A 25011-nucleotide genomic window follows, 5' to 3' on the forward strand; every position below is an offset into this window, starting at 1 on the left:
ATATAGTCTCTATTTATGTTTTCATCTCAGCTCTTTCTTGCGACTCTAATAACATGCTGAACCTTTTTAATAAGCTGGCAGCTATCGTAGATAAATCTTGATGAAGGCAAAACTCTTCAAGTATGTATCTAGAATCTTTATAGCCCTGCTGAGTTCCTTTTAATGGTATGGTATTAAAGAGGAACGTTAAATATTTCTTTGATTCAGCATCTCTACCGAATAGTTGTAATTGCCAGCCGCTAGGAGCTATAAACAAATCAAAGGCTATTTTGTAGGAGAAAAACTCAAAGTCATGAACAAGACAGGATTTAGAGTATATCCATTGCCTTTTGCATTGAGGCGGTTTTTCAATTTTTTGTTGTAGCTCAACGACTTTATTATTGAGTTTGGCTAAGAATTTATTTCTTTCTCCAAGTAGTGCTTCTATTTTTTCAAAGTTATCTAGAAAAAACTGATCATTTTCGTCAATTTTCATTTTGCTTCCAGCTAGTCCTTCAATGCTATTCATAAAATCTAGTAAGTAAAAGTACCACTTGTTTTTTGTGATTTGATAATTAGACATGCGTCTTCTTATCTCAGTAAATAGTTCTTCATAAGTGACGTTTACAAAACCATCACTTGGTTGCTCTTTTTTTATACTTAATACTATTTTCACTATCTCTAGATTATTCGGTTGAGCCCATTTTTTGAGCGCATAACTGTAGTCATTTAAATCATTATTAAGATGATGGAAAATTTTATTTTCTATACCTATTAGTAAGTTGTCAGTTTCAATTAATAAGTCTAACCGCTTTTGATTGAATGTAGATTCTTCGCGACTAACTAGAACATTTTTTAGATTCCTATCCTCAATGGCAACTTTGTTAAGAATGGAACTTAGAAGTAAATCTTGTAAACCATGTTCATTGTGAGGATTAAGATAAAATGCGAGTACATTACTTGCCACATTTTCATAGTGAGGGTAGCCAGATATATCGAAAATACTCATTTCTAGCTGATTTTTTGGCAGTTCCTCAAACTCGCTGAGTAATCTTTTGAAGTCAGCAGGTGTGTAAGTAGTCATAAAACTAATTCCCTTTAAATATTCTTAAAGCATTTATAGTGAGGGTCGGTTAAAAGTATTGTTTTAACCTCAAACAAAGAAAATGCATGCTTAATTTTTTTTACTATGTGCTTTTTAAATAGCTTTCTATCTAAGTATATATACGTAACTAATTCGTTGAAATTATATATGACCCTGCCTCTTGGGAAGTTGTAGTAATCGCTCTCGCTCAGATAGATATCAAATTGTTCAAAGATTAAGTTTTCTTCCCATTCTTCATGGTGTAAAAAGGGACTGTCAATTAGGCCCAAGGTGTCTACTTCCAAATTAGCTGTATTAATAGCTTTATAAATTAGCGTATTTTCAACATACCAAAATATTCCCACTTTGTTTTTAATCATAAGACTCTCCTGTTAAAGGTCCCATCAAAACTCGATTTGATGGCACTTAGAACCCTTTATGGAGCTAAAATGTAGGATGTCTTATGTCATATTTATTTAAAGTTAGAGTAATATCTAATGGCAGAATAAAGGGGGCTGCATAATGAAAATAGTTATAAGGACTGTCTCGCTAAAAATTGTCGCCATAAATGGCGACCTACATAATACCGCTTACCGATTTTTTCTCTAAGCCGCTACTTCAACACAATTACGGCCATTACTCTTCGCTTTGTACAGTGCTTTGTCGGCAATGGTGAGTGTTTCTTTTATAGTAGTTGCGGCGTGGGCTACGCTGTGAACACCAATGCTTACTGTAAATTTAACTGTTTGTTTATCATCAACATTAATAATGGTTTCTTGTGCTTGTTTGCGAATTCGTTCGGCAACCTGCTTGGCATCTTCAAGGTTACAATTAAGCAGTAATACAAACTCTTCACCGCCGTAGCGACAGGCTATATCCCCTTTGCGCTGCTTTGCTGTAAGTATATTGGCAAACTCAATAATAACTTTGTCACCAATATCGTGCCCATAGGTATCGTTTATATTTTTGAAATGATCGAGATCGGCAATCAGTAAAGATAATGGCTGATTATTTGTGGCTGTTGCTGCAATTAACTCTTCACTTTTTCTATCGAAGTAGCGACGATTAAACAGGCCTGTCATTGGATCTGTGTCGACTAAGCGAGTGAGCTCTTTTTGCTGCGCTTTTACTTTTTCAAGTGTTTTAATTCGGTATGAAAGAATAAATGCCATCATTAAAGCTTCAAGTAAAATGCCTATTCCCACGCCATGACTATTGATCACGTTAGCTTCACTGATCCCTTTGTAATAAAGCACTGCCAACATATTGAAAATGACAAACATAGAGTGACCAAGTAAAAAGTATTTTGCTAGCGGGTTTCCTTTGCGCCATAGAGAAATAGATACTCCAAATGTCACCGTCATCATAAGTGCGGCTAAGCTACTGGCTGGCTTTAATGCGCCAACGATATCGAATAAGCTGTAGATAAAGTCGCCAACAAGCAACAATAATATAATTGAAAGGGCAATATGCTCTTTAGGGTAATGTTTCTTGGTCTCGAAAATGAGCATTACAAAGATCACCAAAAAGCTTGGCATACTGAGTAAGTTTGAGTTTAGTTGGAAAAGCTCTGCACTAAATACACCAAAAAAATTTGCCGCTACACCGTAAGATAACGCCACCCATACGGTGCCTGAAATCAAGTATAGGGCGTATACGATGTTTTCGATTTTTCGGGCCGATAAATACAAGAAAAAGTTATATATCATTAGCGCAAGCATCATTCCAACGAGTAGCGCAATGTAATTACCGTTACCGACTAATGCACGTTTAGAGTGCTCTTCGTCATATATATTAAGAGTAAACCACTGGTGTGAGTAAGTTACAGATTTCACATAAAGGATTTTTTGCTGAGCTGGTGCTAAAGCAAACGAAAAAACGGCACTCCCGCCAAACATATTGGCTTTTACCCCAGATTTATCTAAATAAACATCTGTTTGATTAATGAGTTGCCCATTGTGGGTTTCGTAAAATCCCACCTCTTCTAGATGGTAAGCATCGGGGTTGTGAACAAATAAACGTAAGCTATCGCTATAGTTATTTTTGATGATTATTTTTGACCAGGTCGTTTTTGCGTTAGTACCTAAAGTGAGCTCATTTTTACTGTTAATAAAATTTTCACTTTGTATCTTAGTGAATGGAGTATTGCCTTGCTTATCGATGAAATAGCTCATGTTGAATTGCGTAAGATTAACGCTGCGCTCGTTAATAGAGATTACAGAGTTAGCCTGATCCGCATAGCTGTTTTCTGTCACAATTAAGCATAGTAAATAGAAAACAATGAGCTGTGATAAGCGTGCAATCATCCTTAATGCCTACATCTTGATATTAATAATAAAGTGTTATTTTTAACTTAAAACACAGGATTGTCGAGCGAATTTTATCCAAAATAAAAAAGCCGCTATACTTAGCGGCTTTGTTGGTTGCGAAAATATTAACGCAGGTCGAAACGATCTAGCGTCATTACTTTAGTCCACGCTGCTACGAAGTCATCAACAAACTTCTGTTTAGCATCGTCAGATGCGTACACTTCAGCAATTGAACGTAGCTCTGAATTTGAACCGAAGATTAAATCTACTGGTGTTGCTGTCCACTTAAGTTTGCCTGACTTACGGTCACGGCCTTCGTAAACACCTTCTTCAGAAGACTTAGACCACTTCGTTGACATATCTAGTAGGTTAACGAAGAAATCATTGCTTAATGTGCCTGGTTTTTTCGTGAATACACCGTGTTTAGTTTGGTCAGTATTCGCGTTAAGGGCGCGCATACCACCTAGTAGTGCAGTCATTTCTGGTACTGATAAGCTTAGTAAGTCAGCGCGCTCAACTAACATTTCAGCAGGTGATTTCCATGCTGAGCTGTAGTAGTTACGGAATGCATCTGCTGTTGGCTCAAGTACTTCGAATGATTCAACGTCAGTCATTTCTAATGACGCGTCCATACGACCTGGCTTGAATGGTACTGTGATAGAGAAACCTGCGTCGCTTGCTGCTTTTTCGATTGCAGCCGCACCACCAAGAACAATCATATCTGCAAGTGAAATTTCTTTACCGCCAGATGCTTTTTTGTTGAACTTAGTTTGGATTTTCTCAAGTTTGTTCAGTACTTTAGCTACTTCTTTCGGGTTGTTTACCGGCCAATCTTTTTGCGGAGCAAAACGAATACGTGCACCGTTTGCACCACCACGCATATCTGTGTCGCGGTAGCTTGCTGCTGATGCCCAAGCAACACGCACGAGTTCAGATACAGATAAACCAGAATCTAAGATGCTTGCTTTAAGTGACGCGATATCTTTGCTATCAACAAGTTTGTGATCAACCGCCGGGATGTAATCTTGCCAAATTAATACTTCTTCTGGCACTAAGTCACCTAGGTAACGAGCACGTGGGCCCATATCACGGTGGTTTAGTTTGAACCATGCTTTAGCAAATGCCAGTTCGAACTCTTTCGGATCGTTTAAGAAACGCTCTGAAATCTTACGGAACTCAGGGTCTGCTTTTAACGCGATATCAGTTGTGAACATGATAGGCGCATGACGCTTACCTTTAATGTGTGCATCTGGCACTAGGTTAGATGCTTGACCATTTTCAGGGATCCACTGAGTTGCGCCTGCTGGGCTCTTCGTTTTAACCCACTCAAAGCTGAATAAGTTTTGTAGGTAGTTGATTGACCAACGTGTTGGTGTCACTGTCCATGCGCCTTCAAGACCTGAAGTCACAGTATCTTCTGAGTGACCTTTACCACATTTGTTTTTCCAACCTAAACCTTGCTCTTCGATAGCCGCAGCTGCTGGCTCTTTGTCTAAGCAGGTCGCTTTTTTCGCACCGTGTGCTTTACCAAAGCTGTGACCACCGGCGATTAGCGCAACGATTTCTTCATCGTTCATTGCCATGCTGCCGAATGATAAACGAATGTCTTCTGCTGCTAGCAGTGGATCAGGGTTACCGTGAGGGCCTTCTGGGTTTACATAAATTAAGCCCATCTCAACTGCCGCTAATGGGCCTTTAAGTTTGCCTTTTTTGTCACGACGTTCGTCAGTTAGCATTTTGCCTTCAGGGCCCCAGTATACGTAATCTGGCTCCCAATCGTCTTCACGACCACCGGCATAACCGAAGGTTTTGAAGCCCATTGATTCAAGCGCAACGTTACCTGTTAACGCCATTAAGTCAGCCCAAGAAATGCTGCGACCGTATTTTTGTTTTACAGGCCAAAGTAAGCGACGCGCTTTATCAAGGTTCGCGTTATCAGGCCAGCTGTTTAGTGGGTCGAAACGTTGTTGACCACCGCCTGCGCCACCACGACCATCAAAAGTACGGTACGTACCTGATGCGTGCCACGCCATACGGATGAAGAATGGACCATAGTGACCGTAGTCAGCAGGCCACCAATCTTGAGAATCAGTCAATACTTTCTCAATATCGGCTTTCACTGCGTTTAGGTCTAACTTTAAAAATTCTTTTTTGTAATCAAAGTAAGGACCCATTGGGTTTGATTCTGCGCCATGGGCACGAAGTTGGCTAAGATCTAATTGTTCTGGCCACCAGAATTGGTTTGATTTGATGTCGTTAGTCGCTTGTACGCCTGTTGCTACGAGTAAAGATACTGCAACAGCGACTTTAGACAACGCTGACGTTGATTTTTTAAACATTGTGTAGTCTCCAGTTAGAAGTTGGATGAAATATAGAGTTGTTCTGATTAACTTTCCACTTACAAACTGGGGTTTAAATCGATTGATAAAATCGAAAAAACAGATTGTTTGATTGATTTTATAGAACAAAGCCAGCAAAAATGCTGGCTCTGGGGGAGGTGTGCTTTAAGCTGAAAATCAGCTTGTTGCTTATTCTTCAATAAAAGGGATGCCGTTCTTGATCCAATCAGCAGCTGGCTTGCCTTTTAAGTAATGATCAAAGTATTCCATCATGCGCACCGAGAAATCCACTTGATTAGGGAATTTCTTCAAGTGATGTGGTTCACCTTCGTATTGTAAGAAGGTGGCATCTTTACCTGCGCGACGAAGCGCGAGGTAATATTGAACACCCTCGTGCCATGGCACAGCGTCATCTTTGTCACCAAACATAATCAGGATTGGGGTATTCACTTTGTCGGCAAAGAATACGGGTGAGTTTTCGATGTACAGCTCTGGCGCTTCGAATAAGGTTTTACCAATGCGGCTTTGCCCTGTTTCGTATTGGAATTGACGCGCAAGGCCTGATTTTAAGCGAATACCGCTGTATGCACTGGTCATATTAGATACTGGCGCACCCGATACAACCGCCTTAAACATATCTGTTTGCGTGATCATAAAGGCACTTTGGTAGCCTGCCCATGAGTGACCTTGTAAACCAATTTTGTCTGGATCAGCAATGCCTAAATCAATTAACTTTTGAGTGGCATTGATCATCGTTTGGGTTGACGATTTGCCCGGATGACCAATTTCAAAACGGATATCAGGTAAGAAAATCGCATAGCCATTTGAGGTAAACATCGGGAAGTTAGGGCGATGATTTAATTCCATTTTCGGGAAGTCATACATGCGTTGGCTCATATAGCGGTAGAAGTACACAACCACCGGAACCTTATCGCCTTTTTTGTAGCCCGCTGGCTTGATTAATACGCCTTGTAAATCTTCACCATTAAACCCTTTGTAACTAATGAGCTCAGGTTTTTCACCCCATGCAAAGTTGCTAATTTGTGGGTTTAGGTTGGTAACACGCTGTGGCTTTTTAAAGCTAAAGTCAGTTTGGTAGTAATCAGGGAATTGCTGATATGTTTGCGCAGTAAATAGGTATTTGTCGGCATTTTTTGCCTTTTTCACCACATCATAGCGCTTTTTACCCGATAGTACTTTGCTTACTTTATTGCTTGTTAAGTCAAGCTTGGCAATTTCAGTTTGCTTATCTTGCAGGTTGGTTGCGCTTAGCAATAATGTTTCGTCTTTGGCAAAGCCCACTTGGTCTTTATCAAGTTTAATAACACGATATTGGGTATTGGTTTCTTTACCTTGGGTTAGGCGCGTTGCCTTTTGTGTTGCGACATCAAAAGCCCAAATATCAAATTTGCTGTAAACCAGTACTTGGCTGCTGTCGTTTAACCAGCCTGCAAAACCATAACCCGGTTGAGGTGATGGGTAGTCATGCTTATCATCGGCAAAAATAGCATTAATTGCTTTAGATAAGGTCGAAACCTTGTTGTTACCTAAATCTTTTAGCTGAACTTGGCTGTCTTGAAAAAATGCTGCAAATTGGCCATTTGGCGCAAGGCTTGGTCTAAACGGATAGTCGCTGATGATAGCGGTTTGTTTACCAGTTTTAACATCCACGCTGAAGTAATCTGCGTAAAAACCGCCATACATAACACGTTCTAGGTAAGGTAGGTCTGAGTAACCTAATAGGGCTTCGCGATGAGTATTTAGCGAAACCTCTGGCATGTTTGGTGTGCTAAGCTGCACAACTTGCTGACCATTTACATGATAAACCGCTTGGTAGTGGCGCAGCTTATTGGCTTTGTTCCATTGCTGCTCTTCGCGTGGTTTTATTTCAGCGTCTTTGTTGTGCCAAACGTTTAGGCCTTTTTGGTCGCGAATGGTATCGAAATCATATAAAGAAGCTTCATCTTTGTATTCTTTTGCGGCAACTTTTGCAGCGAGTTTAGGGTGGTTTTCAAAGTATAAACGAGCACCATCTTCAGACCATTTTAGCGATGCTGTTTTGCCAATAGTCCAGCTGCTATCTGCAGAGTGAATGGTTGAAAGCGCCCCGTTTTGTAAAAGCTGTAAGCTGTGGTCACGACGGCGTGTGTCATCATTAACGTAATTACCAATTAACAGCGCTGCGGTATTGCTGTTTGGTTGCCAAGCAATTTTATTTGCCACAACGCCCGGCTCATCAATTAGTACACTCGTTGCAAAGTCATTATTAAGCGCAACTAATACAACTTGGTTGTCGGCACCATTGCTGTAGCTTTGGCTTGCTAATAACTGCTCACCGGTGCTGCTAATCGCATAGCTGAATACATTGTTTAGGGTGTGAGTGGTTTTGTCTTGAAGGTTAACAAGCACTAAATCAAAGCTTTTATCTTTTTTGTCTGGCTTGATTTCGCTGCTGTTTTCGTCTTTTTCTTGGTCGTCTTTTTTATCTGCTTTTTCTGCTTTCTTATCGAGTCGGTAAGCAAGCCATACACCATCATCCGATAACGCGTAGTCTTTTACATCGTTAAACGTTTGTTGCTCACCATTTTTAGTATTCACTAAAACTAGGTTATTTTTTAGTTCATCTTTTTTCTTGGTGGTTTCTTTTTCAAGCAGGGTAGGTACCTGAGTAAAAGCCACCCAGTTTGCTGCTTTATTAATAGTAGGGCGAGTACCGCGCTCAACGCTGGCAAGCAGGGTGTTATTGTTTAATGTATAAACCTGACCTTGTGCATTACCGCGATACGGGTCAGCACTAAAGCTAAGAATTTGGCCATCTTCAGAAAGTTGGGTGCCTTTTGCGTATTTAAAATCAAACACGTCTTTAAATTGCAGAGCTTCTTTCGCACTAACTTGTGCACTACCAAGGCTTGTCACCAAGGCTAAGCTCAAAAGTGATAATTGCGCTTTCATTCATCTTTCTCGTTGTTTTTAAAATGATGCACCCAGTGTAGCGTTTTAAATTAACAATTCGAGTAGATACGATAAGTGGCGTGTTTGGGGAGGTGAGCTGATAGCTGTAAGCTTTAAGCTATCAGCCATAAGCTAAAAAAGAGGTCGGTAGGTTTTGTTAAAAGGGTAGCAGCGGGTTTACCCCGCGTAATTTTAATTTCACCGTTGCGCGATATGAAATCGCGCCTACGGCTAATTTCCTACAACCAAATCTTTTGTAACTCTGGCCATTGTTTTTCAAATTGTGCACTTGGTTTTGCTTTAAAGTCGCTGCGCACGAATTGATTCATCTTACCTTCTACGTAGGCGAGTAAGAAGTTGGCTAGGGTGGTTTCGTCTGATTGAAATGCTTTGCCTTCGCGCAGTTTGCGTTCGCGTAGCACTTGCTTGAACTGAGTTTCTAGCTTTTCAAATAGGCCTTGTACACGCTCACGTAAACGCTCTTGTTCACCTTGCAAGGCATCACCGGTCAAAATGCGGGTAATACCCGGGTTTTTCTCAGCAAAGGCTAATAATAGCAGTAAAATATTGTACACACGTGTTTGGCTTTCTTTCTCATTTTCTAAAATGAGGTTAATGCGTGATAACAGGGTATCTTCAATAAACTCGATTAGGCCCTCAAACATCCGTGCTTTACTCGGAAAATGACGATACAACGCAGCTTCAGACACACCTACCTCAGCCGCTAGTTTTGCAGTTGTGATACGTTGACCTGGGCTGGTTTCTAACATTTGTGCGAGTGCTTGCAGAATCTGCTCTTTGCGATTACTTCTTTTTGTCGCAGGCATGACCATTCCTTTCTTATAATTTATTACTTGCGCTCTTAGGAGTCAGACAAGCCATTTTTTGTGCAAATGAGAGGCTTATGTTAATGTTTTATTCAGTTTCTTTCCAGCATTTTTACAAACGCTTGGCAAGCTCAGTCATCACGCTCATGGCCAAATCTTTTTTACTTCCCATCGCTAAATCTAGCTGCTCATTGTGCCAGAAAAGTGTTAAAGCATTATGATCAGAATTAAAGCCAAGGCCTTCTTTTGATACGTCATTTGCGCAGATCATATCGAGATTTTTGTTCTTTAATTTACCTTGTGCATAGCTTGCAACATCTTGGGTTTCGGCGGCAAAGCCCACGGTATAAGGACGGTTTTTGCTAAGCGCTGCAACGTTTGCGATAACATCTGGGTTTTTAACTAAAGTGAGGGTTAGTTCATCACCTTGTTTTTTCATTTTTTGCTCATGAATTGCTGCTGCACGGTAATCGGCTACTGCTGCACAGCCTATAAAGGCATCTGATTGTACGGCTAGTTGCATTGAGGCGGTGAGTAATTGCTCAGCACTTTCTATAGTAGTAAGCAGGGCATTAGCAGGTGCTTTAATTGTCACTGGGCCAGAAATTAAGTTGACCTTTGCACCTAAAGCAAGTGCAGCCTCGGCAAGGGCATAACCCATTTTGCCAGAGCTGTGATTAGAGATATAACGAACTGGGTCGAGGGCTTCTCGGGTTGGTCCTGCTGTAATAGTAATGGTTTTGCCAGCAAGTAATGGCTCTACTTCAGGTTGTGTACAAAGCGCGACTAACTCGTGAGGCTCTAACATACGGCCTGCGCCTACATCACCACAAGCCTGCTCGCCTTTACCTGGGCCCCAAATAGCCACGCCACGTTCGCGAAGTGTGGCAATATTTGCTTGTGTAGCAGGATGGGCATACATTTGCTGGTTCATGGCAGGTGCTACAGCCACTTTTGCAGGGGTGGCTAATAGAAGTGTTGTCAGTAAATCATCGGCAATACCCATTGCCATTTTCGCTAAAATATTACTGGTTGCAGGGGCAACTAAAATAAGGTCGGCCCATTTAGCAAACTCAATATGGCCCATTGCTGCTTCTGCTGCTGGGTCGAGTAATGAATCAGAAACAATTTCACCGCTTACCGCTTGCATTGTTAAAGGAGTAATAAAGTGTTTTGCCGAGTCGGTCATGACGACTTTAACTTCGCAGCCTTGATCTTTTAAACGGCGGACAAGCTCTGCACATTTATAGGCTGCAATACCACCACTCATACCTAGCAGGATTTTTTTATTTACTGATTTAGTCATTACGTGAAATTTAACTTTTGTCGATATGGGCTAACGATAGCAAATCTTTACCGATAGCATGAAGTTTTCTTTTTCATGACAGGAAAAAACTGGATTTTCTAGGTTTTATAGTACAGTTTAGTCATTGATATAGTTGTTTTAAGGATGAAGCAATGCCATTAACCGATTTACCTCTATCAGCAAGGCCTCGCGAGAAGCTACTTGCTAAAGGTGCTAAAGCACTTTCAGATGCAGAGCTATTAGCAATATTTTTACGCACAGGCGTGCCGGGCATGAATGCTATTGAGCTTGCAGAGCATTTACTCAGTATAAATAGTTCATTGCAAAACTTGTTTAACGCGAGCGAACAAGAATTCTGCGCACAAAAGGGCTTAGGGGCGGCTAAGTATGTTCAGTTGCAAGCGGTACTTGAATTAAGCCGGCGCTATATGCTTGAGCAATGTAAACGCGAGGCACTATTTAATTCGCCACAAGCTGTGTACGACTACTTAACTATTCAGTTGCGTGGTTTGCAGCAAGAAGTATTTATGGTGCTGTATTTAGATAATCAAAATCAATTAATTAAAGACGAAGTACTTTTTTACGGCACTATTAATGCAGCTTCTGTGTACCCACGCGAAGTCGTTAAAGCAGCATTACGTAATAATGCCGCGGCGCTGATTCTTGCCCATAACCATCCAAGTGGAGTAGCTGAGCCAAGTCAGGCTGATAAATTGATCACCACGAAATTGCAGCAAGCGTTAGCCTTAGTTGATATAAATGTGCTGGATCACATCATAGTGGGAGGTGAAAATTGTGTGTCGTTTGCCGAAAGAGGGCTTATATAAAGCTTGTTAGGCTAGAGAGTGTGTTAAAAATGAGCAGTTTAGGGCGATTTTAGAAATTAGTTTAATTTAAATGCAGTTTTTACTTTCCCTAAGGGCATTCGATCTTTATAATTAGCCGCTATCAAATTTACACATGAGCTGATTGGATAAGATCTGTTACTTGATCTTTGCCTGTATAAGCTGTATAAAGAGCGCCCTTCGATTTATCCCGGGGCACAAATACTGGCCTAAGGGAAAATTAAGCTCGAGCGAAGTTATTGGAGATATATAGACATGTCTAAAGTATGTCAAGTTACAGGTAAGCGTCCAGCGGTTGGTAACCACCGTTCACACGCGAGAAACGCGACTAAACGTCGTTTCCTACCTAACCTACAAACTCACCGTTTTTGGGTTGAAAGTGAAAAACGTTTTGTAACACTACGCACTACTACTAAAGGTATGCGTATTATCGATAAAAAAGGCATCGACGCGGTTCTTACAGAAATCCGTGCTCGTGGCGAAAAAGTTTAAGGAACTGAATCATGCGCGATAAGATCCGTTTAGTTTCAACTGCTGGTACTGGTTTTTTCTACACTACCGACAAGAACAAGCGTAACATGCCTGAAAAAATGGAAATCAAAAAATACGATCCTAAAGCTCGTAAACACGTGATTTTCAAAGAAGCTAAAATCAAGTAATTTTAGTTTTCAGAATCTCAAAAACCCAGCCTCGGCTGGGTTTTTTGTTTTTAGCGCTTAGAAAATTTTATTAGAGCACAATAATCTAGCTTGGCTTGCTGTTTTATCTTGCTTAATTATCAATCTAAGCGTAAAATGCGCGCTCATTTCGGCTTATTAAATTTAATTCCTTGCCTTAAACCGACTGGCCGAAACGGTAGAAGGCTCTATTAACCGTAAGGAATATCCATGCGTCATTACGAAATCGTATTCATGGTTCACCCTGATCAGAGTGAGCAAGTAGCTGGTATGATCGAACGTTATACTGGTTCTATCACTGAAGCTGGTGGTACTATCCACCGTCTTGAAGACTGGGGCCGTCGTCAATTGGCTTACCCAATCGACAAGCTTCACAAAGCTCATTATGTTCTTATGAACGTTGAAGCACCTACTGAAGTAATCAGCGAGCTAGAAACTACTTTCCGCTACAACGATGCAGTGCTTCGTAACTTAGTTATGCGTACTAAAGACGCTGTAACTGAAGCATCTCCTCTTGCGAAAGAAGAGAAGAAAGAAGCACCAGCTGCTTAATCGTTTTGAGTTCAAGCATGGCGCTTGCAGTTGAGACAAAAAGATGAGCCAACCGCTTAATCCTTATATGAATCAGCTGACACTATCTGGGGTTGTATGTAAAACCCCAAAATATAGTCAAAGCCCTGCTGGTATACCGCATTGTATTTTTGTTCTTGAACATAAATCGATGCAAGTTGAAGCAGACCTTAACCGTAATAGTTATGTCAGGCTTCAAGTTGTTGCCAGCGGCACGCCATTGCAACAACAGACTCAACAATTGCACGTTGGGCACCAAGTGCAGGTGACGGGGTTTTTAAACCGTCACGAAGGTCGAAGCGGCTTAAGCCAATTGGTCTTGCATGCTCAACATATAGAAAGAATTTTTTGAGGAATTATACTCATGGCACGTTATTTCAGACGTCGTAAGTTCTGCCGCTTTAAAGCGGAAGGCGTACAACAAATCGATTATAAAGATCTAGCTACTCTTAGAAACTATGTTACAGAAAGTGGCAAAATCGTACCTAGCCGTATCACAGGTACTAGCGCTAAATATCAGCGTCAGCTAGCAACTGCTATCAAGCGTGCTCGCTACTTAGCCCTTCTTCCATACACTGACTTACATAAGTAAGCAGCGGATTAACAGTTTTTAAAAGGTGTAGAGACATGCAAGTTATTCTACTAGACAAGATCGCAAACCTAGGTGGCCTAGGTGACCAGGTTGTAGTTAAATCTGGCTTCGCACGTAACTTCCTTTTCCCAAAAGGTAAGGCAGTTCCTGCAACTAAAGCTAACATCGAAACTTTCGAAGCACGTCGTGCTGATTTAGAAGCTAAGATCGCTGAAGATCTAGCTGCTGCTCAAGCTCGCGCTGACAAGTTAGAAGCATTAGCTGAAGTTACACTAGTTTCTAAAGCTGGTGACGAAGGCAAGTTATTCGGTTCTATCGGTACTCGCGACATCGCTGAAGCTATTTCAGCTGTTGGCGTTGAAGTTGCTAAATCAGAAGTTCGTTTACCTCTAGGTACTATCCGTGAGACTGGCGAATTTGACGTAGCAATCGCAGTACACTCAGACGTAACGGCTACTATCAAAGTAATCGTTATCGCTGAAGCTTAATAGCAATATTAAGTAAAAAAGGCCGCGCTTAGGTGCGGCTTTTTTGTGCCTGAAATTTGAGTAATAGCCACTTTCTGAATTAGCCTTAAACACGCTTAATTGTAGCGTTTTGTACCGCTATCAACTCATAGGTTTACGGTAAATGGTATTAGTTTTCACGCTTTAAATACCTAATAGATAATCCTATAATCTTACCTATTTTACAAACAAGCATTCTTTTTTCTTAATTTTATTCTTCTTATTAGTATAATCGGATGAATAAAGGTAAATTGGTTAAAATTGACACTGACAACGCTGTCATTTATATTGTTTTAACAAAAAAGTATTAGAGGTATTAAGATTGTTAAATGCGCTCGTGTTAAGTGGACAAGGTAAGCAACGTGGTTTTACATTAGTTGAATTACTTATTGTTGTAGCAATTATAGGTATTCTCTACAGTGTGGCATTACCCGCTTATACTGAGCATATGCAGCGCAGCCGACGTGCTGATATTCAACAAGAATTACTTCAATATAGTGCAAGTCTTGAGCGTATCTATTCGCGAAATGGTGGATATCCCAATACATTCACAACGCAAGATACTAGCTATTACTCTTTTACTTATACTGCCACCGATAAAGCTGCTGGTGCAGTGAGTGATTTTAAAAACCGTGGCTACAGTTTAAAAGCAACACCTAATACGGGATCTGCACAAGCGGGCGATCGCTGTGGTGAGCTTGTCGTTAACCATGATGGTAGTTACAGCGCGACAGCCAATGATTGTTGGGAGTAACTAAGTTGCGTCGTTTAGTTGGTTTTACCCTAGTTGAATTATTAGTGGTGCTCGGTGTTATTGGGATTTTGGCAAGTCTTGCATTGCCATCTTTTAGCCAGCAGATTTTGCAAGATCGCGTCATTACTACCGCAAATCAACTCAACAACGTTTACAAATATGCACGCAGTGAAGCTGTAAAACGCGATAAGTCGATTCGATTAGTTGTGAGTGATAACCGCTGGGAAGTGACTTTAAATGAAGCCGGTGTTGATACTATTTTAAAAGCATTTTCTGTGACAAAAGCTGGAGTTAGCGTCAATTTGGTCTCATTAACGGTGAGTGCCAGTGGTGAGGTTGATAGACAAGCAAGTATTCGTATTCAAGATGAGCATGTTAACACCACAGACTATGTGATGTGTGTACTTAAAAGTGGGCAAAATTGGTTAGTTGAAAGTTCACAGCGAGGGTGTGCATGAACAAACAAGCAGGTTTTTCATTACTAGAGGTCATGATTTCTGTTGTTATTGCTGGGATAGCGTTATTGGGTTTAGCTGCAGCGCAGTTGAAGTCTTTACAGTATGCGACCAATAGTTTTCATTATACGGTGTCACTTATTCAAGGCCAAAACACAATTGAGCGTTTATGGCCGCATGTCTGTGAAATTCAAAAAACCGATCCCGCTTTGTTTCAGGATGCCACTTTTAGAGAAAGCCTTAAGCCACAAGTAAACGACTACCAACTGACGATTCCGGCTTCTTACAGTAACGATATGCAAATAAATGTTGGCTGGGTTGATAAACGTATGACTGATAACGCTGAAAACCAAATTAGTTTAAACGCCAGTTTTCCCGATTTATCGGCGGCTTGCTAATGATGAAGCGTGGTAAGGGTTTTAGTTTAGTTGAGCTGATGGTTGCACTTGCAGCAGGGGCATTTTTACTTGCAGGCGTGAGTTTATCTTATTCGGCTATTAAAAGTACGATTGCGGTAAGTAAAGAACTTGAAAACGCCCAAGAAGTGATTCGCTTCACAAGTAAAGTGTTCACCCGAAGTATAAAACAAACGCAATTAACGCCAATCGTTAGTGCAGATAACAGCACGATCACAATTACGCAGCCAAGTGGCGTTATTGCCTGTGATGGCTCTATTACCACGTCTCAAGTGACAGAAATCTATCGTTTAAATGGCAACGACTTATTATGCTCGTTAAATGGTGCGGTTGCCGAACGCTTACTAACTGGTATTGAAGCATTATCGTTTAGTTTATCTGGTGACTTGGTCACGATAAGTGTCAAACCACGGGATTTACCAACTCAATTTGGTCAAGGTATCAACATCGATATTGCCTTAACGAACGCAATTTTACTCAAAGCATATGGGAATAGTCGTGTTTAATAAACAAGCTGGTTTTACGCTTTTTACGGTTCTTATTTTAACCAGCATGGCGAGTATTGTGGTGCTGAGTTCATTACGCGAAACAATTGTACAAGAGCGCTTAAGTGGTAATTTTCAGAAAAAACTAAACAGTCGTTTACTAGCCGAAAAAGGTGTTTTTGAACAAGCTAAGTTATTGCAGCAAACTATTAATCGAGAAGGTATTCTCGCGGTTGATGAGTTGATCAATAAAACAAGCGATGCCTCAGGAGTGGGCGTTATCGCTGCTGATGCTACGTTTAATGCCAGTGTAAGTAAAAATGCCGATGGTGAACTAGAAATTGCCAGTTTAGGTCAGCGTTTTGAGGGAGATGCACAAAGTAATCTAGTTGCACGCTTTGCACTGCAAGGAGCTAAAGGAAGCTCTGTATTTACTAATGCGATGGTGGGTTGTAAAGGCGTTAACTTATCGGGGAGTGGCAGTATTGATAGCTACGACTCTAGCAAAGGTAGCTATGAAGAAACAAAATCGAATGATGGCGATGTATCGACCATCGCTGGTGATTCGGATGTTGTGCTGTCTGGTCATTCTCCTATAAGAGGTGATGTTAAGGCTACAGGGGTTATCTACTTAAATGGTTCATCACCGATTATAGGTAATATTCATTCAAATACCGGGGTGTATATTTCACCAGGTAGTGGTTTACGTGTTGACGGTAACGTCTACACGGGTGGGTATTATACCCATCGTGGTGGCACTGTGTCAGGTGTTGTTAGAGCTAATGGCGATGCCAAAATGCAGTGGTCGACGTTTATTACAAATAACCAAGGTGAAGCGCTGGATATTATGTATGGTGGAACAGGTGACTTTAAAGATACCTATAATAATCAGCAAAATGGTGTTCATTACAGTGATAGTAAGTTTAATGTAAACCCAAATGTTGCACCTGTTACCGTTGCAGATCCTAGTGCACCAGATTACGATCCGAGCAACCCAGACACCAACTGTGATCCTCTTATACTTCCAGAGAAAATGGTCGATATTCTCGATGAAGTTACTGACTATGATACTGTTTCGATTGGGCCAACACAGCAATTCAAGCTGAACACTCAAAAAGGTTTTTTTAGTCAAAATGGTCGACAAATTATCTTTCCGACGTTTGCGGATATTTTCTTGTTTGATTCAAATCCACAAACAAAAACAAGCGGTAGTAATAGTAAGGAATCTATATTTGCACTAGACCGATTAAAAATGACCAGTGACGGTAAAATGGAGGTCTCTGGTGGTGATGTTATTTTATTGGTTGATGGTGACTTCTCAATGGAAGGCGACACGACTCTTACAATAAAGAAAGACAGCAGTTTAACCGTGTTAATCACCGGCAAAGTGAGCATTGGTGCGGGAGCAAAAGTGATCACTGAACAAGAAGGGTTAACCAGCAGTGGTCATCCTTCACTGTCATTTTATTCAACATTTAATGGCATCAACGGAGTGCAATTTAGTGGATCTGCAAATTTATATGCTGCGATATATGCGCCCCTCACAACGGTAAAGTTATCTGGTAGTGGTGAGCTATTTGGTAGCGTTCGTGGCTCAAGTATCACAGCGACAGGGGGCAGTGGTGCCCATTACGATGCAAGTTTGTTGCAGGTTAAAAATGGCACGACACCGTCATCTCCAGCTCGTATTGTGTTTTTAGGTTGGCGCTACAAAACCGCAGAAACAAGCGAAGACGAAAGCGACGCATCACCTGCCGAATAACGCAAGCCCCCAAATAAAATTGTGTAAGCTCAATTATTTGTAGCTTACACAAAAAAATTTAATTTCATTTAAACCTTTTGAATCCTCCCTTACGTCTAATACACTAAATTCACAATAATAATCATAAAGGACAACATCCAGGATGTTGATAGATGCAGAACAAGCGTTCGTCCAGCAAAGTGAGCATGCCTTGATCGAGCGGGTTAAAAGCGGTGATCAAGCTGCCTATGCAACACTTTATGAGTTGCATGTGAAGCGGGTTTATAGCCTTTGTTTGCGATTACTTGCAGACAAAGAGCACGCCGAAGATGCAACACAAGAAGTGTTTGTACAGTTGTGGCACAAAATCGCGAACTTTGATGGACGCTCACAATTTTCGACTTGGTTACACAGTGTTACCAGCAATATTGCGATTAGCTACATTCGCAAACATAAAAGCTGGTTTCAAAAAGTAGTGAGTTTTGAACAAAGCGGTATGGATGAGCAAAGCGCAGCAGATTGTGACGGCTTTAACGGCCTCGATAAATTAGTACTGAGACTACCTGAGCGAGCACGTATGGTGTTTGTGCTCCATGCCATTGAAGGTTATCGCCATGAAGAGATAGCAAGCATGCTTGATATGGCGGTCGGTTCTAGTAAATCGCAATTTCACCGTGCAAGGCAGTTATTAAAAGAGTGGTATGAAAATGAGTAAGCCAGAATTTGAACAATTTTTAAATGACTCGCTTAACCAGAAGCAAGATATTAGCCCAGATAAAGATCTCTGGCCGGGTATTGAGCGAGCAATTGCAGAGCCGCAAACGCAGCAAATTGAGAAACCAACTCATGGCTGGAATAAGCTCGCGGCTGTGGCTGCTTGTTGTATTGCTGCACTGTTGACCGTACAGCTTTTTGTCGGTCAAGGTGAATCAAATAGCATGATGGCAATGAGTGATTATTTCACTAAGCAAAAGCAAGGTTTATTGGTGCAGTATCAAAATCAACCTGCATTAACCGATAATTGGCAGCAACAGCTTAAAGAGTTAGAAGAAGCAGAAAGCGCCATCAAGCAAGCACTTGAGAATGAACCTGAAAATCCAGCTTTATTACAAATGCTCTCACAGGTTTATCAGCAACAACTGGACTTAATTAACAAGGTGCATGCACCGAAGTGGCAAACGATTTAGGAGTGACAATTATGAAATTACTAGCTTTAACATTAGGATTATTGCCACTGATGGCAATGGCAGGACAAACCATTAATGAACAAATTGATGTGCCTGTAAATAAACGTATTTTTATTGAAAATCAACGGGGTGATGTACGCATTGAAGGCTGGGATAAGCCTCAACTTAAAATCGAAGGTGAGCTTGATGATAAAGCCGAAGGTTATCGTTTAGATGTGGAAGGCAGCCGTGTTGAATTTATCGTCAAAATGCCGCGTAACTTACGTGGTTGGAATAACGGTGACGGTTCACGTTTAACCATTTACATGCCAAAAAGCAGTGAGCTTGAGTTTGCCGGTGTGAATGTAACCGTCAGTGCTAAAGAGCTTGAAGCCGGCGCTGAAATCGATACCGTCAACGGCGACATTACAGTGCAAAAAATTAGCGGCAACATGAGCTTTGAAACAGTCAATGGTGATGTAAATGCCCATGATCTTAACGGTGATATTCGCTTTGAAACAGTCAATGGTGAAATCAACGATAAAAACTCACAGGGTGCCTTACGCTTTACTGCAGTTAATGGTGATATAAAATCAAAAACCAAAGCGCAAGATGTTCGCCTTGAGAACGTAAATGGTGATATTGACTTTGCCTTTGATGCAATTAAAAAGCTACGCATAAACACAGTAAACGGTGAAGCGGAAGTTCACATCAACAAGCTGCTAGCAGATGCCAATATTCGTTTTGAATCAGTCAGTGGTGACGCCGAGTTTTACTTCCCTGCAGATGTATCGGCAAAGTTTGAAATTGAAGCTCATGCTAACGGTAAAATCGTTAATGAGCTGAGTGATGACAGAGCAACGAAGGCTAAATACGGCCCATCTAGCGACTTAGAATTTAGTATTAACGGTGGCGATGCTGATATCGAAATGGATACGATTAGCGGACGCATTGAACTTCGTAAACAGAAATAACGATTACAGTTCACTCAATTACAATATTTCACTCAATTACAATAAAGCGGGAGGACTTCCCGCTTATACCAATCGTGTTAAGTTGTTGGTCTTAAATAGCGACAGATAAATGAAGTGATAACAAGGCAGAAATTTTGACATGTAGTTACTCTACTTTAGACATTTCTAACGCAGTTAGCGCTTTATTTAGCATGCTAGAATGACCAAATATTTAAGTCGATTGGTATTAACTATTTGCACAGCCTTAGCAAGTCGATAGAATAGAGCCATTCAATTTAAGTTTTGTGAAGTTATGGCCAAACCAGATAAGCAAGTCGACACATTAAAAGTTCCTCCCCATTCAATTGAAGCTGAGCAATCTGTTTTAGGTGGTTTAATGCTTGATAATCAAGCGTTTGACCGTGTTGCTGAGTTAGTGGTTGCACAGGATTTTTATACCCGCACCCACAAGCTAATTTTTGAAGCAATGGTGAGCCTTGCTGAAAGTGGCGACCCTATCGATTTGATCACTATTTCTGAAAGCTTAGAAAAAAATAATCAGTTAAGTAGTGTCGGTGGTTTTGCCTACCTTGCCGAAATTGCCAAAAACACGCCAAGTGCAGCGAACATTGATGCTTACGCGAATATTGTTCGTGAACGTGCTGTTATCCGTGAAATGATTGGTGTTGCGAACGAAATTGCCGAAGCTGGCTTTAGCCCTGAAGGGCGTACCAGCCATGATTTGCTCGACTTTGCCGAAAGTAAAGTATTTAAAATTGCAGAGCAACGCACAAAAAGTACTGAAGGGCCGCAAAGCTTACATAGCATCTTAGAAAAAACCGTCGATAAGATTGAAGAGCTTTATCAGTCGCCGCAAGATGGTGTAACCGGTGTAAGTACAGGTTATACCGACCTTGATAAAATGACGGCAGGTATGCAGCCTTCTGACCTTATCATCGTGGCGGCACGTCCATCGATGGGTAAAACCACCTTCGCGATGAACTTAGCCGAACACGCAGCTATGACACAAGATAAGCCTGTGCTTATTTACTCACTAGAGATGCCTTCAGAGCAAATCATGATGAGGATGCTGGCATCGCTAGGTCGCATTAACCAAACTAAGGTGCGTACTGGTCAGCTTGATGATGATGACTGGGCGCGCCTGTCGTCAACCATGGGCTTGTTGATGGAAAAAGGTAAGATGTATGTTGATGATGCATCGGGCCTAACACCCACAGATGTACGCTCGCGTGCACGTCGTATTGCCCGCGACCATGGCGGTATTAGTATGATCATGGTCGACTATTTACAGTTAATGCGTGTACCAAGCTTATCTGATAACCGTACCTTAGAGATTGCTGAAATATCTCGCTCATTAAAAGCACTGGCAAAAGAACTGCAATGTCCGGTTATTGCATTATCACAGCTAAACCGTACTCTAGAGCAACGTGCCGATAAACGCCCAATCAACTCCGACTTACGTGAATCAGGCTCGATCGAGCAGGATGCCGACTTAATCATGTTTATTTACCGTGATGAAGTGTATAACGAAGACAGTGCTGAAAAAGGCGTGGCCGAAATCATCATTGGTAAGCAGCGTAACGGCCCAATCGGTAAAGTACGTTTAACGTTCCAAGGTCAATTCTCGCGTTTTGATAACTACGCGGGTCCAGCTATGGATGACGAATACTAATGCGCTTAGCCATTGCCGAAATCAACCTTCAAGCACTTGCCCATAATTTAGCGCAAGTGAAGCGCTTTGCGCCTGGTTGCAAAGTAATGGCGGTGCTAAAAGCCAACGCCTATGGTCATGGCTTAGTAAAAATTGCCCAATACTTAAATGATGCCGACGCTTTTGCGGTAGCACGAATTGACGAAGCGTTAGCGCTACGTGCCGGTGGACTGACAAAACCGATTGTATTGCTTGAAGGTTTTTTTCATCAAGACGATCTGCCAATTTTGCTGGCGAATAACTTTCAAACCATCATTCATGATGAGAATCAGCTCACCAGCCTTGAAAATGCAATGCTTGATGCACCGATTGCATGTTGGTTAAAAATTAACACCGGCATGCATCGCTTAGGGATTGCACCATCGCAATTTGAGTCTTTTTACAGTCGCTTAAAAGCAAGTCCTAATGCCCGTGATGACATTAAATTAATGACGCATTTTTCGTGTGCCGATGACATCAATGATGAAAAGACCGCTCAGCAAATTGCTTTGTTTGATTCATTAGCTGATGGCAAAAGCGAGCAGTATTGCCTTGCAAACTCAGCTGGCATTATTGCTTGGCCAAAAGGTCATGGCGAGTGGGTACGCCCGGGGTTGATGCTCTATGGCGTATCGCCAATGCTTAATGGTGTTGGTCAACAGCACGGGCTTGAACCTGTTATGCGTTTAACGACACGCGTTATTGCGATTCGTGATGTTGAGGCTAATCAATGTGTTGGCTATGGTGGCCGTTGGTGTAGTGATAAAGCCACTAAGCTTGCCGTAGTTGCGATGGGCTATGGTGATGGTTATCCGCGTCATGCCGAGCAGGGCACACCGGTTATTATTAAGTCGCAGCGCTATGGTATTGTCGGCAGTGTGGCGATGGATATGATCACGGTCGATATTGGTGATAACCACGACAATATCAAAGTAGGAGATGAGGTGATCATGTGGGGGCCTGAGCTTCCTGTTGAAGAGATTGCCCAGTGTGCGACCACCATTCCTTACGAGTTACTGTGTAATATCACCCCGCGAGTAAGCTACGAGTATCAAGAATAACTATTCTTTAATAAAATACACGTCGCTAAAGCCCATTCGTGCGAATTCTTGATCACGAAAATTACGCACTGCTGCAGAACCTTTTGAAGTCATTTCGACTTGCTGTTCCATCTTTAAATAATTCGTTAAATCAATGCCTTCAGCCGCAGCTATCGCATGATACATATCGCGGTATTTATCTTTAGCAAAATTGATTTCGCGCGGTTGGTTTTTAAATTTATAAGTGATGCGGCGTGCCATAATGAGTCCTCAATGTTTATCGGGGCTGATTTTACACTAAAAAATAGCCAGAGCCATGACTTGTTAGTATAAGCGAGTTACAATGCAATACTTTGAAAATACTCGGTAACGCATATGAAACTTTCAGTAGAGATCAGCAAGTATCCACTTCACCAAGATTATATTCCGTTTATTAAAGGTTTTATTGACCGTGTAAATAGTTATGAAGGTCTAAAAGTGATCACCAATACCTTATCGACACAGATTTTCGGTGATTATGATTTAGTGATGTCTGTACTTAATACTGAAATCAAACGTTCATATGAAGAGTTTGGTAAAGCTATTTTTGTTTGTAAGTTCTTACATGGTGACTTGTCGCCTAGCGAAGACTAATCTCTAAAGTAGCGCGTGTTATGGAATTTTTGAGCGAAACCTTCTCAGGCTTTACTGCCATGTCGCATTGGGAATACATTGCCGTTGCATTGTCGATGGCGTATTTACTGTTAGCGATTAAAGAAAGCCTATGGTGTTGGCCTGCCGCGTTTTTGAGCACCTTTATTTATACCGTGATGTACTGGAATGGCGCACTGTTGATGGAGTCGCTACTTAATTTTTACTACATGTATATGGCGGTATATGGTTGGGTAGTTTGGCGCCGGGGCATGAACAATAAAGATCATCTGCCAATAATTTCTTGGTCGTTGAAGCGCCATGCAGTGATTTTGCTTGCTACTTCATTAGCTTCAGTTGTTATTGGTTTTGTGATGACCAATTACACCCATGCTGATTTTGCTTATTTAGACAGTTTTACCACCTGTTTTGCTGTGGTGACAACCTACCTTGTTGCTAAGAAGGTACTGGAAAACTGGTTATACTGGATTGTGATTGATGCAGCTTCGATGTATTTGTACTTTGAAAAAGGTTATTACCCAACCTTAGTTCTTTTTGTGTTTTACACCATTATGGCAGCGTGGGGCTTTAAAACTTGGTACGAAGAATACGAGCAGCATCAGGCTAAGCCGCTTGCACAGCTATAGATGAAAACTGAGCAACAAATTCACGCGTTATTTGCGCGTTTTGACCCCCATTTAATTATTACCTCAATCAGCCCGCTGGTTGAGGGATTAAGCAATGACAACTACTTAGTAAAAACCTCAAATAAAGATTTCTTGGTTAAGCATTATCGCGACCACTGGCCTGCAATTGGCCTTGCTGCGCAAACGCACTTTGCAAAGCAAAGCTGCTGTCCAGCACCGCTTTGGTTAGAGCAAGCAACCGATACCGCTATTTTTGAATACGTGGCAGGTAGCATTGCAAGCGGGGAGTTCTGTAGTAGCTTATTGCCTGATTTAGTGAATTTACATCGTTATCCTGTGCTAACTGAGCCTATGGATATTGCCTACGAAATTAACTATTACCAGCAAACACCCCGTTACCAGCAACACGCAGAGCTAATTAAGCAATCACTGGCTTATATTGCTTCAGCACCAAAAGATATGGGCTTTTGCCATAATGATTTAGTAAAAGAAAATATCATTGTGAATGAATCAGGTATGTTTTTGATCGACTTTGAATATGCCAAAAGTAACGATGTTTATTTTGACTTAGCGGCGCTAGTGGTGAGTTTTGCACTGAATGACGAGCAGCAACTAGCATTACTTAAAAGTTACCATGCGCTTGTGTGCGACCATTACGAGTTTAACTTATCAGTTGAAAAGCTCGCGGCGTTTCATGCATTGTTTTTACTTTTATGTATTTGCTGGTATGAACAACGTGGTGCGATGGACAAAGTGGCGCCACTGCTTACACAGCTTAACCACTTCATATTAAAAGTTAAAAACTAAAGACCGCCAATTCGCTCGGCAAGCTCTTTATATTTTTTTACGTCTTCTGGATCAAACAAAGGCTCACCTTTGTCATCTTGTGATTTAGAGATCAGTAAATGTTCGCGAGCAAGGCGTTTTACACGTTCAACTTTGACACCTAAAAATTCCGCCACTTGCTCTGTAGACATTAAACTCATGATCAAATTCCCCTTATGCGGCAAAGAATGCCACCTTGTTA

At 41.3% G+C, this 25011-nt stretch carries 29 protein-coding genes; 20 read left to right on the forward strand and 9 right to left on the reverse strand.

Going from position 1 to position 25011, the window contains the following annotated elements:
* Positions 1-13 precede the first annotated feature (13 nt).
* From NH454_RS03190 to coaBC, 7 genes are all read right to left on the reverse strand, one after another.
* Positions 14-1063 carry a PD-(D/E)XK nuclease family protein gene (locus NH454_RS03190; protein ID WP_235382212.1) on the reverse strand — a complete coding sequence of 350 codons (1050 nt, stop codon included), beginning with the start codon at positions 1061-1063 and terminating at the stop codon, positions 14-16.
* Between the two features lie 14 nt (positions 1064-1077).
* Positions 1078-1443, reverse strand: coding sequence for a hypothetical protein (locus NH454_RS03195; protein WP_235382213.1), 366 nt, complete (start codon positions 1441-1443; stop codon positions 1078-1080).
* A gap of 225 nt (positions 1444-1668) precedes the next feature.
* On the reverse strand, positions 1669-3369 hold the full coding sequence (locus NH454_RS03200) for a diguanylate cyclase (protein WP_235382214.1): 1701 nt from the start codon (positions 3367-3369) through the stop codon (positions 1669-1671).
* A gap of 128 nt (positions 3370-3497) precedes the next feature.
* A complete protein-coding gene (gene katG, locus NH454_RS03205; protein WP_235382215.1) occupies positions 3498-5711 on the reverse strand; it encodes a catalase/peroxidase HPI in 2214 nt (737 codons plus the stop codon).
* 189 nt (positions 5712-5900) lie between these two features.
* Positions 5901-8663, reverse strand: a complete 2763-nt coding sequence (locus tag NH454_RS03210; RefSeq protein WP_253038213.1) for a prolyl oligopeptidase family serine peptidase — start codon at positions 8661-8663, stop codon at positions 5901-5903.
* Positions 8664-8902: 239 nt separating this feature from the next.
* Positions 8903-9490 carry a nucleoid occlusion factor SlmA gene (gene slmA / locus NH454_RS03215; RefSeq protein WP_063699831.1) on the reverse strand — a complete coding sequence of 196 codons (588 nt, stop codon included), beginning with the start codon at positions 9488-9490 and terminating at the stop codon, positions 8903-8905.
* Between the two features lie 112 nt (positions 9491-9602).
* The gene (gene coaBC / locus NH454_RS03220) at positions 9603-10796 is read right to left on the reverse strand and encodes a bifunctional phosphopantothenoylcysteine decarboxylase/phosphopantothenate--cysteine ligase CoaBC (protein ID WP_135926191.1); all 1194 of its coding nucleotides are present in this window, start codon (positions 10794-10796) and stop codon (positions 9603-9605) included.
* Positions 10797-10948: 152 nt separating this feature from the next.
* Between coaBC and radC the strand changes: the two genes are divergently transcribed.
* From radC to alr, 17 genes are all read left to right on the forward strand, one after another.
* Positions 10949-11623 carry a DNA repair protein RadC gene (gene radC, locus NH454_RS03225; RefSeq protein ID WP_138557049.1) on the forward strand — a complete coding sequence of 225 codons (675 nt, stop codon included), beginning with the start codon at positions 10949-10951 and terminating at the stop codon, positions 11621-11623.
* Positions 11624-11896: 273 nt separating this feature from the next.
* Entirely contained in the window at positions 11897-12133 is a 237-nt protein-coding gene (rpmB, locus tag NH454_RS03230) for a 50S ribosomal protein L28 (protein ID WP_036973115.1), read from the forward strand.
* An 11-nt stretch (positions 12134-12144) separates the two neighbouring features.
* Positions 12145-12300 carry a 50S ribosomal protein L33 gene (gene rpmG / locus NH454_RS03235; RefSeq protein WP_022946036.1) on the forward strand — a complete coding sequence of 52 codons (156 nt, stop codon included), beginning with the start codon at positions 12145-12147 and terminating at the stop codon, positions 12298-12300.
* A 228-nt stretch (positions 12301-12528) separates the two neighbouring features.
* The gene (gene rpsF, locus NH454_RS03240; protein WP_135926189.1) at positions 12529-12870 is read left to right on the forward strand and encodes a 30S ribosomal protein S6; all 342 of its coding nucleotides are present in this window, start codon (positions 12529-12531) and stop codon (positions 12868-12870) included.
* A gap of 67 nt (positions 12871-12937) precedes the next feature.
* Positions 12938-13240 (forward strand): primosomal replication protein N, encoded by a 303-nt coding sequence (priB, locus tag NH454_RS03245; protein ID WP_235382256.1) that lies wholly within the window; start codon positions 12938-12940, stop codon positions 13238-13240.
* A 12-nt stretch (positions 13241-13252) separates the two neighbouring features.
* A complete protein-coding gene (gene rpsR, locus NH454_RS03250) occupies positions 13253-13480 on the forward strand; it encodes a 30S ribosomal protein S18 (protein WP_002962753.1) in 228 nt (75 codons plus the stop codon).
* 35 nt (positions 13481-13515) lie between these two features.
* On the forward strand, positions 13516-13968 hold the full coding sequence (gene rplI / locus NH454_RS03255) for a 50S ribosomal protein L9 (protein WP_135926188.1): 453 nt from the start codon (positions 13516-13518) through the stop codon (positions 13966-13968).
* Positions 13969-14308: 340 nt separating this feature from the next.
* Entirely contained in the window at positions 14309-14740 is a 432-nt protein-coding gene (locus NH454_RS03260) for a type IV pilin protein (protein ID WP_206769175.1), read from the forward strand.
* 5 nt (positions 14741-14745) lie between these two features.
* Positions 14746-15198, forward strand: coding sequence for a GspH/FimT family pseudopilin (locus NH454_RS03265; protein ID WP_135926187.1), 453 nt, complete (start codon positions 14746-14748; stop codon positions 15196-15198).
* Positions 15195-15593: a prepilin-type N-terminal cleavage/methylation domain-containing protein gene (locus NH454_RS03270; RefSeq protein WP_235382217.1), complete on the forward strand. Its 399-nt coding sequence runs from the start codon at positions 15195-15197 to the stop codon at positions 15591-15593. Before NH454_RS03265 ends, NH454_RS03270 begins: the two co-directional genes overlap by 4 nt.
* On the forward strand, positions 15593-16117 hold the full coding sequence (locus NH454_RS03275) for a prepilin-type N-terminal cleavage/methylation domain-containing protein (RefSeq protein WP_135926185.1): 525 nt from the start codon (positions 15593-15595) through the stop codon (positions 16115-16117). Before NH454_RS03270 ends, NH454_RS03275 begins: the two co-directional genes overlap by 1 nt.
* Entirely contained in the window at positions 16110-17858 is a 1749-nt protein-coding gene (locus NH454_RS03280) for a polymer-forming cytoskeletal protein (protein WP_235382218.1), read from the forward strand. The genes NH454_RS03275 and NH454_RS03280 overlap by 8 nt, the downstream gene beginning before the upstream one ends.
* Positions 17859-18000: 142 nt before the next feature.
* Positions 18001-18552 (forward strand): RNA polymerase sigma factor, encoded by a 552-nt coding sequence (locus NH454_RS03285; RefSeq protein ID WP_235382219.1) that lies wholly within the window; start codon positions 18001-18003, stop codon positions 18550-18552.
* Positions 18539-19024: a hypothetical protein gene (locus NH454_RS03290; protein WP_235382220.1), complete on the forward strand. Its 486-nt coding sequence runs from the start codon at positions 18539-18541 to the stop codon at positions 19022-19024. The genes NH454_RS03285 and NH454_RS03290 overlap by 14 nt, the downstream gene beginning before the upstream one ends.
* An 11-nt stretch (positions 19025-19035) precedes the next feature.
* On the forward strand, positions 19036-19977 hold the full coding sequence (locus NH454_RS03295) for a DUF4097 family beta strand repeat-containing protein (protein WP_138557044.1): 942 nt from the start codon (positions 19036-19038) through the stop codon (positions 19975-19977).
* A 292-nt stretch (positions 19978-20269) separates the two neighbouring features.
* Positions 20270-21649: a replicative DNA helicase gene (gene dnaB, locus NH454_RS03300; protein ID WP_135926180.1), complete on the forward strand. Its 1380-nt coding sequence runs from the start codon at positions 20270-20272 to the stop codon at positions 21647-21649.
* The gene (gene alr / locus NH454_RS03305; RefSeq protein WP_235382221.1) at positions 21649-22728 is read left to right on the forward strand and encodes an alanine racemase; all 1080 of its coding nucleotides are present in this window, start codon (positions 21649-21651) and stop codon (positions 22726-22728) included. Before dnaB ends, alr begins: the two co-directional genes overlap by 1 nt.
* Here alr and NH454_RS03310 read toward each other — a convergent pair whose 3' ends face one another.
* Positions 22729-22968, reverse strand: a complete 240-nt coding sequence (locus NH454_RS03310) for a DUF2960 domain-containing protein (protein WP_054554201.1) — start codon at positions 22966-22968, stop codon at positions 22729-22731.
* A gap of 114 nt (positions 22969-23082) precedes the next feature.
* Here NH454_RS03310 and NH454_RS03315 point away from each other — a divergent pair, with 114 nt between their 5' ends.
* The 3 genes from NH454_RS03315 to NH454_RS03325 are packed head-to-tail and all read left to right on the forward strand — an operon-like array spanning position 23083 to position 24791.
* Positions 23083-23340, forward strand: coding sequence for a YkoF family thiamine/hydroxymethylpyrimidine-binding protein (locus NH454_RS03315; protein ID WP_054563401.1), 258 nt, complete (start codon positions 23083-23085; stop codon positions 23338-23340).
* A 20-nt stretch (positions 23341-23360) separates the two neighbouring features.
* Positions 23361-23984: a nicotinamide riboside transporter PnuC gene (gene pnuC / locus NH454_RS03320; protein ID WP_135926178.1), complete on the forward strand. Its 624-nt coding sequence runs from the start codon at positions 23361-23363 to the stop codon at positions 23982-23984.
* A complete protein-coding gene (locus NH454_RS03325; protein WP_235382222.1) occupies positions 23985-24791 on the forward strand; it encodes a phosphotransferase in 807 nt (268 codons plus the stop codon).
* Here NH454_RS03325 and NH454_RS03330 read toward each other — a convergent pair.
* A complete protein-coding gene (locus tag NH454_RS03330; RefSeq protein WP_054563404.1) occupies positions 24788-24970 on the reverse strand; it encodes a helix-turn-helix domain-containing protein in 183 nt (60 codons plus the stop codon). The genes NH454_RS03325 and NH454_RS03330 overlap by 4 nt on opposite strands.
* Positions 24971-25011: the final 41 nt, after the last annotated feature.

Origin of the sequence: Pseudoalteromonas sp. Ps84H-4, assembly GCF_024124645.1 — a bacterium.
Taxonomy (GTDB): Bacteria; Pseudomonadota; Gammaproteobacteria; order Enterobacterales; family Alteromonadaceae; genus Pseudoalteromonas; species Pseudoalteromonas lipolytica_C.